Raw genomic sequence first — 12107 nt, 5'->3', positions numbered from 1 at the left:
ATGAGATTGTTTTTATATACAGTTCTTGTCTGCCTGCCTGGTTGGCTATTGGGCCAGGAGTATGGCTACACCCATTACGACGGCAAGGATGGGCTGCCCAGCGCAACGGTGTATTGCATAGCGCAGGACCGGGATGGCTTTATGTGGTTTGGTACCGAAACCGGGTTAAGCCGTTTCGATGGCACTCATTTCAGGAATTTTACCACAGAAGATGGCCTGCCCGATAACGAGATCATTCAATTGTTTGCCGATTCAAAAGGCCGGGTTTGGTTTACTCCCTGGAGAAAAACGGTTTGCTATTATTATAAGGGCGTTATTCATACCAGCGAAAATGATTCCCTGCTAAAGAAACTGCGCATAAGCGATAATATCTACCGCTTTACCGAAGATAATGAGGGCAATATCCTGATGCAGGAAAGGTCGATATTGCATATTGTCCAAAGCAATGGTAAAGTAAGTTCCATATTCACCATTGGTAATAAACCATTGGGGTATATATCTACGATAGCACGCCGCAACGCAGGTGGTTTTTGGGTGGCGGTAGATAATAATGTTTATATTTTTCAGGAAAACCGGTTTGCCTTATGGAAAACGCTTGATTATACCCTGTATCATTTCGGCAACATGGCAATCAGGGGTGAAACGCTGGCGTGGCGGCGAAATTTTGATACCATATCGCTGCTTTCGATGCCGGATAAAAAAGTGCAGCAATTCAGGTTTAAATATGGAAAAGAGAGTTACTTCCTGGCAGTACTCGACGACCGCTACCTGGGCGTAAATTTTCGGTTCGGTGCATTTGTATATGACCGGGAGAACCTGGATAGTGTACGCCAGTATCTGCCCGATCTGGTAGTGTCGAACATGATGAAAGATTCGGAAGGCAGCCTGTGGTTCACAACATTTGGAAAAGGGGTGTACCGGCTTAATGCCGCAGGGGTATTGAATGTACCCAATCCGGTGAACAGGCCCGATGACTTTTTGCCCGAAAAAATGGCCAGCAAAGATTGGAATATTTCAAAATTTTCCTGGGATGTGTTCAGGCAATTTGCGCCCGGTGGTACTTTGGCCGGCCGGCCGGCTTTTGTCTGGTATTGCTCAACACCCCGCCTCAACATTATTGAATGGAGCGATAGCCTGGTGATCATTGGTACCGGTGGTTCATTATTTAAAGTAAAACCGCCATTTGCCCGAAATTCAAATATTATAAAAGTGGTGTATAATCTTTCGATAAAAGAAATGCGCCGGCATAAGAACATGCTGCTGGTTGCCACTGATAAGAACGTGTTGGAAATTGAGCCAAAGACATTAAATATAGTTGATACCATTTGGCCGCAACGGGCTACCTGTTTATTTTCAAATAATGATACCATTTATATTGGCACCCTGGCGGGTTTGTACCGCATTACCCCCGATAAACAGGTGCAATACCTGGGTGAAAAAATAAAGGCCCTGCAGGGGCGCATTGCGGCCGTGCGGGAAGATGCCAATCATATTGTTTGGGTAGCTACCAGCGGCCTCGGACTCATTGGCTTGCGCAATGACGGGCTGGTACATCAAATAACCCGGCAGAATGGGCTGGCGAGTAATTTCACCCGCACCCTGTTTTATGATAATGGCAAATTATGGGTGGGAACCGATAAGGGATTATGTAAAGTAAGCGTACTGCAACCTGGATATCACATCGATAAGTATTCGATGAGCGACGGCCTTGCGTCGGATATCATTAATTCGGTGTACGAAGCCGGTAAAAAAGTATTTGTGGGTACACCGGAAGGCATCACGTTCTTTGAGGAAGATAAAATTGGTAGCCAGTCGCAATGCGTGATGCGGTTTGTAGATATTGCCGTAGCGGGAACAACTTATTATCCGACCGATGCACCGTTCAGTATTCCGCATAATAAGAACAGCATACAATTCAATTACGTAGGTATTTCCTTTAAATCGGGTGGCGATATCCGGTACCGCTACCGGTTGCTTGGCCTCGACAGTAACTGGAAGGAAACAAGAGAGACCTTTTTAAGCTATCCTGCCTTGCCTTCAGGCGATTATGAATTGCAATTACAGGCCATAAATAAGTTCGACGTACGAAGTCAGTTGCTGACAGCCCGGTTCACCATTGATCAGCTTTTGTATGAACGAACCTGGTTCCGTATATTGCTGGGCGTTTTATTCCTGGCTGTTACCGGTGTGGTGGTATTGTTGATCATCCGGCGCATTCGTAAACGGGAGCAGGAAAAAACAGCCATGAGCAAACGCATCAGCGAGCTGGAGCAGCTGTCGCGCAAGGCACAGATGAACCCGCATTTTATTTTCAACAGTTTGAATTCCATTCAGCAATATGTGATGGATACTGATGTGGCCGGGGCCAACAAATTCATCTCCGGTTTTTCGCGGTTGATAAGACAAACACTTGACTTTTCTTCGAAACCAGAGATCAGTTTGGAAGAAGAGCTGGATTACCTGAGCAATTACCTGGAGATAGAAAGAACGCGGTTGGAAAATACTTTCTCCTGGTCGGTGATCATTGAAGAAGGGGTTGAGCCTTCGGATCATTATTTACCGCCGATGATCCTGCAGCCTTTTGTAGAGAACAGTGTGCGGCATGGATTGCGGTTCCGGCGCGATAAGAACGGCCTGGTGACCATAATCGTAAAAAGGGAAAATAACCACCTGGTATGTATAGTGGAAGATAACGGGGTGGGGCGCAAAGCGGCGATGCAATATAAAAGTGTTTCGCCTATCAACTACCAATCGAAGGGATTGTCGCTGACTGCCGACCGTATTACCATGTTCAACCAGGAGCATGAGCAAAAGATCACCATGCGGATAGATGACCTGGAAAACGATGAGCAAGCGCCACTGGGTACCAGGGTGACCATCAGTTTTCCGGTGTTTTAATACATACCTATGAGATTGTTTTTATATACGGTTCTGGTTGTGTTGCCTGGTTTGCTTTTTGGCCAGGAATCTGGTTACACCCATTACGAAAGTAAGGATGGGCTGGCCGGTTCAACCGTATATTGTATGGTGCAGGATGCAGCCGGTTTCATGTGGTTTGGCACTGAAACCGGTTTATGCCGGTTCGATGGTACCCATTTCAAAAATTTCACCCGCGAAGATGGCCTGCCCGATAATGAGATCGTTCAATTGTTTGCCGATTCAAAAGGCCGGGTTTGGATAGCCCCGTTCAAAAGGGCTGTTTGTTATTACTACAAAGGAAAGATCCACTCCCCCGATAATGATCCTGTACTGCGGCGTATTCACCCCGACGATTTTGTGATCCGCTTTGCAGAGGATAAAGCCGGAAATATTCTGATACAAAGCAAAAAATTGCATCTGGTTGAAACAAGCGGCCGGGTGTCGGAAATTGATACCATCGATTCACAACCGATGCCCTGGATAAACACCATTTGCGCACGCGAAGATGATGGGTTCAGGATATTGGCAAACAACAAGCTCTATGATTACCGCAAGGGCCGTTTTACCTTTAAAGAAGGTGTTCCGTTCAGGGATAAGCATTTCATATACTTTGCCATGGATGCCCGCTTGCTGGTAAGTTGCAGTTATTGGCAAAGGGAAGAGAAGGTATTTTTTGAGCAGAAAAAAATGCTTTCCCTGCAGCATAGAAAAGACCATATCAGGTTTGCCATTATTGATGACAGCCTGGTAGGAGAATGTTGCACCAGTGGCGCTGCGATCTATAACCTGAAAGGAACTGATAGTACCCGTTATTTTTTACAGGGATTGCCGGTAAGCAGTATGCTAAAAGATTACGAAGGCAATTTCTGGTTCGGTACATTAGGCCATGGGTTGTATAAGTTAAGCTCGCTGTTTGTTTCGAATGTAAAGCTGAAACGAGACAATATGCCGGCTCAGGTTTTTACCCTTACCCGGTATGGGGAAACCGTTTTAGCGGGTACAGAGGTCAACATCTTATTCCGGTTCAACGCGAAAACAGGAAGGTTTGAAAAAGGGAATATTTTTGTGCAAAAATTTACCGGCACCGATCCTGTATATGCCATTCTTGTTTATAAGGAAAAGAACCTCATCTGCGGTTCCAGCTCGGTGTTATATAAAATGGGCGAAGACTTTAAAAAGCAAGCTGAAATACCTTTCCTGGTTGTGAAGGGCCTGTGCCTTAACGGTGATAAATTGTATGTGGCTGGAAAGGATTATGTATTTAAAATTGATGCCCGTACCTGGAAAATTTCGGATTCGTTATGGAAAGGCCGGTCAACCTCGGTATTTGCCAGTCATGATACCGTTTATATTGGCACCCTGAACGGGTTGTATTGCCGCCTTCCTGATGGGGGCATGCAATTTCTGGGTGAAAAAACGCTGGCGCTTCAAACACGCATCACCGCTATACAACCGGATGTTGCCGGGGTTTTGTGGATCGGCACATATGGCGATGGTATTGTAGGCTATAAGGATGGCCGGGTAGTGGCCACCATTAACCGGCATAATGGACTGTCGAGTAATGTATGCCGCGCCCTGTTTTTAGAGGGAAATCATTTATGGGCGGGCACCGATAAAGGGATCAATAAGATCAACATCAGCCAGCCGGGTATGCCCATCACAAAATATACTACCAGTGACGGCCTCGCCACCGATATTGTAAATGCCCTGTATGTTGATAGTAATAAAGTATTTGTTGGAACGCCGGAAGGCATTACTTTTTTTGATGAACAAAAGATCATTAACCAGTCGCATTGCGATCTGTACTTCACCGATGTAACCATTGGCGGTGCCAGTTGCCCGGTAGATAGCCTGCCGGCCCTGATAGCCCATAACAAGAACGGGTTGCGGTTCGATTATGTGGGTATTTCCTACAAATCGAACGGGGATATCCGGTACCGGTACCGGTTGCTGGGGCTCGATACTGCCTGGCAGGAGACCCGGGAAACTTTCTTAAGCTATCCCACCTTACCTTCGGGCGATTATCTGTTGCAGCTGCAGGCCATTAATAAGTTCGATGTGCATAGCCAGCTGCTGACGGCCAGCTTTACCATCGATAAGCGGTTGTACGAACGCAACTGGTTCCGCATATTGATAGGGCTGCTGTTTATATCGGGAACCGGTTTGCTGGTATGGTTCATTATCCGCCGCATTCGTAAACGGGAGCAGGAAAAAACAGCCATCAGCAAACGCATCAGCGAGCTGGAGCAGCTATCGCGTAAGGCACAGATGAACCCGCATTTTATCTTCAACAGTTTAAACTCCATTCAGCAATATGTGATGGACTCCGATGTGACCGGGGCCAACAAATTCATTTCGGGGTTCTCACGGCTCATCAGGCAAACGCTTGACTTTTCTTCAAAACCCGAGATCAGCCTGGAAGAAGAGCTGGATTACCTTTCCAATTACCTGGAGCTGGAAAAAACACGTTTGGAAAATGCATTCACCTGGTCGGTTGCTATTGACAAAAATGTAGACCCTGCCGAACATTATATACCCCCAATGATATTGCAACCCTTTGTGGAGAACAGCGTACGGCATGGGTTGCGTTACCGCCGCGATAAAAACGGCAAGGTTACCATTACCGTAAAACGGGTGGGCGATCACCTGGTTTGTGTGGTGGAAGATAACGGGATAGGACGCAGGGCGGCTATGGAATACAAAAGCATTACACCCATCAATTACCAGTCGAAAGGCTTATCGCTGACGGCCGACCGCATCACTATGTACAACAAAGAGCATGAGCAAAAGATCACCATGCAGATAGAGGACCTGGAAGCTGGTAACGGGGTGGCACTGGGTACAAGGGTGACCATCAGTTTCCCGGTGTTATAACACTATAAAAAATAAACCCGGCCCTGCAGGGGTTCATATGGTTAAAAATAGATGGTTGTCAGGGTACAATAAGTAAATTTTCACAATTTCTTGGGGACATCCGTGACAATAAGATTCGCCATAATTTAATATATTCTCTTTCTTTGCGGTATGATTAACGCTTTAATTGTAGACGACGAACCCAAAAACATCCGCATTTTACAGGGATTGCTTGCCGAATCGTGCCCTGATGTGCGGATAACCGGCGAGGCCGTAAGCGCCGAAACTGCTATGCCGCTGATTGCTGAAAAACGCCCCGATCTGGTATTCCTGGATATTGAAATGCCACATGGAAATGCCTTCGACCTGCTCGACAGGATCATGCCGATCGATTTTGAAATTATTTTCATTACCGCCTTTGATGCCTATACGCTGAAAGCATTCAAGTACAGTGCGCTTGACTACCTGTTAAAACCGGTAAGCATCGACGAATTGAAAACCGCCGTTATAAAAGCAAAAGAACGCATCAGGGTAAAGAATATAAACGTGCAGTTGCAGAACCTGCTGTTCAATATCAATAAACCGAATTCTTCCCTGCAAAAGATCGCCCTGCCCAATAACGACGGACTGGTATTTGTTCAGTTGTCGGAGATCATTCGTTTTGAAGCCAAAGGCGGTTATACCTATGTGCATACCAACGATAATCAGAAATTTATTTCATCGCGCATCATCAAGGAATATGAAGAAATATTGCCGGCCGATATTTTCTTCCGCATCCATAACTCGCATATCATTAACCTGAATTTTGTAAAGAAATACCACAAGGGCCGCGGCGGGCTTATTGAAATGAGCGATGAAGCGCTGATTGAAGTGGCTACGCGCCGTAAGGAAGAATTTTTGGGTAAGTTTGGCTATAAATAGTCAGTGGTCAATAAAATTCAGGTGGTGGCGCAGGATCGTTATTAATTTTAAAATTCACGAGCTATTCACCTTTGACCATTCACCATTCACGTTAATACCATAATCTGGCCTCCACCTTTTTCAAATAGGAGAGGCCGTTTTTATTGATGGGCGTTCTTTTTTCGGTGGAGGGAATACGAAATATTTCAGCCCATCCCTTCAGCCATCCCGGAAAATGATAACCGCTTTTACGCAGGTATTCGAAACTCCACATAAATGCAGTGGAGAAGAAATAGATCAGGGGCAGGAATTTAAAGGCCACCTTGCTTTTATTCATCCACATACCCCGCAGCTTGTCTTTATTGGGCAGCCGCCCCTGCGGTGATTCTTTATGTTCAATAACCACCCGGTCGTCATATACGATCTTAAAACCGGCATCTATAGCGCGGTAGCTAAGGTCGTATTCTTCCATCCCATAAAAGAAATTGACAGGATAATAACCCGTTTTATCAAAAACGTTGCGGTGAATGGCATGCGCACAGCCTACAAAATACGCGGTTTCAAAATGATGCCAGGTCTTACGCCGTTCAAATTGTTTATGGGCGAAAGCGGTTTGCTGTAATTCGCCGGTTGAATGGTAATATACCTTGAACGAAATAATGCCTACATGCTGAGTGTTTGTTGATACGGATTGCGTAAAGATCTGCGGAATAAATTGCAGGGCATCCAGGTTCCGGAACAGGGCGTCATCGTCGAGGAATACCAGGTAGGGGGCGGTGCTTTGCTGAATGGCGAAATTGCGGCCGCGCGAAACGCCCAGGTTCTCGTCGGTTATAAAATACCGGAAAGGAATTTGCGGGTTTTGTTCAATGAATGCTTCCAGCGCCGAATACGATACGGTGCTTTTGTTATTCACGAAAATAACCTCACTGCACAAAGTGGTCACCTGTTGCAGCCGGCTGATGTTCTGCGCCAGTTCCAGCGCATCGCCAGGCCGGTTATAGGTGATGATCACTATGGCTATTCCTGTATGGGTATCCGGTGTTGACATGTTCAATTAATAACAAATGCCGAAGTGAACCTCACTTCGACATTTGTTAGTTGCTATGCAATATTATTTTTTGTTTTTAACGATCAGCGGCCGCACCAGCCAAAAAATGTAACCCAGAATCAGCAAAGTGAGTATCGCTGATGCAATGGTAGTAAGGGTGCTGCCCGTATTGTATACTTTTGGCTCAAATTTGAATTCAATAGCGTGTTTGCCGGCAGGTACCAACAGGGCGCGCAACACATAATCGGCCTTCGCAATAGGTGCAGGCTTGCCATCGATGTATGCTTTCCAGTCTTTATAAAAGATCTCGCTGAACACGGCTACATGTGCCGCTGTGGCATTGCTTTCGTATTTAATGTCCTCATTATCGAAAGCCGTTTGTTTAATGGTGGCCAGGCTGTCGGCTGGTGTAGCGCCCTCTAATGATGATTTAAAGGCATTTTCAACGATGGCTGTTTCAGCCGGGTTAAAATTGTTAAGCGCCTTCATATCTTCAACAGGGCTGTTCACATATTGCACATGCTGCACAAACCAGCAATTACCCAATGCATTCGGGTTGGGCACAGCGACCATGCCGCCCTGCTGAGTTTGCTGAATGAAATATTTTGTATTGAGCATGTTGAACACCGCCATATTGGGCGAACCACTGAGCTGGTATTCTATAAGGTCGTCATAAATACCCAAACGCGCCGGGTGGTAACCGCCAATTGATTTATGATAATAGGAGGTGCGTGAATCCTGGGTATACGGATCGCCAACGGTGGTATTCAAAACCCTGAAATTGGGGTCTTTATCCTGCAGAATGGCCTGGTCGGCAGCGCTCATGGGGAACTCAGACGCTTCATAGTTTTCCTTGCTGCCGTAACTGAATTTATTCAGGTACTTGCTGTCGAACGTCAACAGGTCAATAGCAGTTACCAGTGCAAGCCCGGCCAGCAATACCAGTGCATTGATGCGTTTATAAACAAACAGGAATATAAGACCTGCGGCGATCAGTACAAATAACAGCGAACGCATGATGTCGCTGCCAAAGGCACTCTGGCGGTCTTTACGCATGGCAGTCAATACACCTTTTGCTGCTGTTGGTTCGGCCCTTGCCTGAAAAAGAAGCGCCTCAAAGAGTTTATTGTCTTCCATGGGCGCAAAGGCGTTGTTAATGGAGTCGAAGGCTGCCCTGTTGGGGTTGGGACTGCTGATCAACTGGGTTACGGCAGCGGTGCGTTGTTTGTTCTCACTGCTGTAATCCATGGTGAAATACAGCAGGGCGGCCACTACAAATACACCGGCTGTTATAAAGCCGGCCAGTTTAACTTTTTTCAGGTCTATTACGGTATCTGACAGTAATTTTTCGAGTCCCAGGGCAGCGCCTATGGGCAGCACCAGACCGGTAATTTCCAATGCCATTGTGGGCACCCTGAATTTATTATACAGCGGGAAGTGATCGAAAAGGAAATAGTTTAAAGCCGGGAAGTGTTTTCCCAGGGCCAGTAAAATCCCGAGGATGCCGGCGGTCAGTATCCACCATTTATGTTTGCCATCGAGGTATACCATTGAAAAAATGAACAGCATACATACCACGGCGCCCAGGTAAATAGGGCCGGCGGTAAAGGGTTGATCGCCCCAGTATAAATAGCCGCTTAACCGGGTAGCCTGTTCTTCGGGCCAGCCCAGTTTTTCATTGGCGTATTTGGCTACGTTTGAATTTTCATCGAGCTGCGGGAACACGTAGGTGTCGCCATCCCTTTCGCCGCCATGGTTGCCATAACCGCTAACGCCGGGGAACATAAGGGTAAATGATTCGGTTACGCCATAGCTCCATTGAAAGGCGTACGACTTGCTAAGGCCCTTTGTCTTATTGTTGCTGATAACCTCATTGGCAGCTGATTTTTTATCCATCACCAGCTGGCCATTGCGTTTTGATTCTTTCGCATAATCGTAAACGGTCATCAGGGAAACGGCATTGATCATAATACCCAATATACAGGCTACCGCGGCCAGGCCTATCGCTTTCAATGGCTGCATGGCTTTTCCGGAACGAATGCCCTGTATGAGGAAGAACAATGACATAATGCCGATGACGAGGAACATGTAATAAGTTACCTGCTGGTGTCCCTGAATGATTTGCAGGGCTGAGAACACTGCGGTGACAACAAACCCACTGAGATATTTTTTATCGAACAAAAGCATTATACCGCCTAATACGGCCGGTGCATAAGCAAGCGCCAGCATTTGTGTATCGTGCCCGGCGCCTATGAAAATGGGGAAGGTGGTACTATAGGCAAATGCGAGCCCGCCAATAACAGCCACCCAGGGCCGAATACGCAGGCACATGCACAGGATATAAAAACACACACAGGCCAAAAAGAATATGTTGATGGGTTTGGGCAAACCCAGCTGCAGCACCACGTCAATGTAGCCAAGAGGTGTCCACGGCCCGTCCATGGCGATCTGGTAAGCCGGCATACCGCCATACATGTTGGTTGTCCACAACGGAAAGCGGCCATGTTTTTCTTTATATTGAAACGACTGATGGCTCATGCCCTGCCAGTTGGCAATATCACCCTGCTTCATCACGGTGTCAGCTTCCAGCGCCGGTTTATTAAAGATGAGGGCTACTATCAAAAAAATAGCAATGGATACCAGATGTGGCATTGCCTGCTGCCAGAGTGTTTTCTTCATTATTGCAAATAATTAATAGTTGGGCAAAATAATGCAATTTTACAGGAACTTGACTATATGCAAAATTTAATATTTTTCAGTCGGGTAGCTTTTATTTGTAATGTTTGCTTTGTGTTGGTATGGGGAATGAAGTACTATCCGCATCTTTCACCCGGCCAACCCGGCGAATTCGTATCCCTGGTGCTCATTTTAGGCGTTTTGATCGCATTTCTGCTGAATTGTGTGGTGAACGGCTTCATACTTGCCTTTATGCTGCGACGTAAACCAGTATGGAAACATTTCCCGAGGTGGCTTATTATTGCTAATTTTCTTTTTTTATTGCCCCAGATAATATTATTTGCAAGATGATCCATGCTATTCTGAAAGATAAACCGACCAAGCTGTTTGTATTTTTTAGTGCTTTTTTTGTTGCCAATGCCCTTATCGCCGAAAGCATTGGCACCAAGTTGTTTTCCCTCGAGAAATTATTAGGCCTTCCCCCCGCTAATTTTACAATGTTCGGCCATTCGGGCCTCACTTTTACCCTGACCTGCGGGGTATTATTATGGCCGCTGGAGTTTGTAATGACCGATATCATCAATGAATATTATGGCCCCAAAGCTGTACGCCGCATCAGCCTTACCGCCGTGGCGCTTATTTCCTATGCCTTCCTCATGTATTTTCTGGCAATAGGCATGCCGCCCGCCGATTTCTGGATCACCGGCAGTGTAAAAGATGGCGTACCCAATATGCAGGACGCTTTTAACAGTGTGTTCGGACAGGGGATGCGCATCATCATTGGCAGCCTGGTGGCCTTTTTTGTGAGCCAGCTGGTTGATGTGTACGTGTTCCATAAAATAAAACAACGTACCGGCGAAAAATATGTATGGTTGCGGGCAACAGGTTCAACAATTGTGTCGCAACTGGTAGATAGTTATATCGTTCTTTTTATCGCCTTCCTCGGCAAATATCCCTGGCAGCAATTGCTGGCGATAGGGGTTATGAATTACATCTACAAGTTCCTGATGGCGCTCATTCTTACGCCGGTTATCTATTTTGTTGAAGCACGTATTGAAAAATACGTAGGGCATGATGCGGCCAAGAGTATGAAGCTGGCGGCTATGGGAAAGGAAGGTTCTTAGTTTATGAGGTTAGTTATTGAGTTAGTTAAATCCTGAATTTACTAACTCAATAACTGAAAACTAACAAACTGAAAACTGGTTACTTATTATTGCCCAAGTTTCTTTTCCATCACGTAGTCAATCATAAACACGCCATTGCCTAAATCAACGTCTTCTTCTTTTATGATGGCGAAGCCATTCTTTTCATAGAAGAAGCGGGCCTTGTTGTAACGGTTCACGTTCAGCCGCAGGGTGTGATAAGGTTTTGATTGCAGGTCGCTGATAATATAATCGATCAGTTGTTTGCCAATGCCCTGTCCCTGCGTACTCTGGTGTACGTATATCTTATGCAGTTTGCTTACGCCGGGTTCAATTGTGGAATAATGGGCAAAAGCAACCGGCTTGCCGTCTGACTCCACCATCAGAAAAGTATGGTGCTGGTTCAGCAACTGGTCGCGCAGCCTGTCATTGTTATAGATGAGATCGAGCATATAGGCAAGATGCTCAGGCGGAACAATGCTATTATAGGTAACAGGCCATATTTCCCGCGCCAGCCGTTCTACTGTAATAAGGTCTTCAACATTCGCTAAACGGATATTTATCAT

7 protein-coding genes are annotated in these 12107 nt (G+C 46.1%); 4 read left to right on the top strand and 3 right to left on the bottom strand.

Translation table 11 applies throughout. The features are described from left to right. The 3 genes from A3860_RS30640 (at position 1) to A3860_RS30630 (ending at position 6693) form a co-directional block, all read left to right on the top strand. Positions 1-2898, top strand: coding sequence for a sensor histidine kinase (locus A3860_RS30640; RefSeq protein ID WP_081153893.1), 2898 nt, complete (start codon positions 1-3; stop codon positions 2896-2898). A 9-nt stretch (positions 2899-2907) separates the two neighbouring features. Continuing rightward, on the top strand, positions 2908-5793 hold the full coding sequence (locus A3860_RS30635; RefSeq protein ID WP_081153891.1) for a sensor histidine kinase: 2886 nt from the start codon (positions 2908-2910) through the stop codon (positions 5791-5793). A gap of 150 nt (positions 5794-5943) precedes the next feature. Next, complete coding sequence (locus A3860_RS30630; protein ID WP_081153889.1) at positions 5944-6693, top strand: LytR/AlgR family response regulator transcription factor; 750 nt, start codon at positions 5944-5946, stop codon at positions 6691-6693. A 91-nt stretch (positions 6694-6784) separates the two neighbouring features. On the opposite strand, the gene A3860_RS30625 is transcribed toward A3860_RS30630, so the two are convergent. Next, a complete protein-coding gene (locus A3860_RS30625; RefSeq protein ID WP_081153887.1) occupies positions 6785-7723 on the bottom strand; it encodes a glycosyltransferase family 2 protein in 939 nt (312 codons plus the stop codon). Between the two features lie 63 nt (positions 7724-7786). Continuing rightward, positions 7787-10402 carry a YfhO family protein gene (locus tag A3860_RS30620; RefSeq protein WP_081153885.1) on the bottom strand — a complete coding sequence of 872 codons (2616 nt, stop codon included), beginning with the start codon at positions 10400-10402 and terminating at the stop codon, positions 7787-7789. Positions 10403-10746: 344 nt separating this feature from the next. Between A3860_RS30620 and A3860_RS30610 the strand changes: the two genes are divergently transcribed. Then, entirely contained in the window at positions 10747-11523 is a 777-nt protein-coding gene (locus tag A3860_RS30610; protein ID WP_081153881.1) for a queuosine precursor transporter, read from the top strand. Between the two features lie 86 nt (positions 11524-11609). Here the strand turns inward: A3860_RS30610 and A3860_RS30605 are convergent, their stop codons facing one another. Then, positions 11610-12107, bottom strand: coding sequence for a GNAT family N-acetyltransferase (locus A3860_RS30605; protein ID WP_081153879.1), 498 nt, complete (start codon positions 12105-12107; stop codon positions 11610-11612).

It is taken from the genome of Niastella vici, from assembly GCF_002077945.1.
GTDB lineage: Bacteria > Bacteroidota > Bacteroidia > Chitinophagales > Chitinophagaceae > Niastella > Niastella vici.
This window is presented reverse-complemented; position numbering and strand designations above follow the sequence as displayed.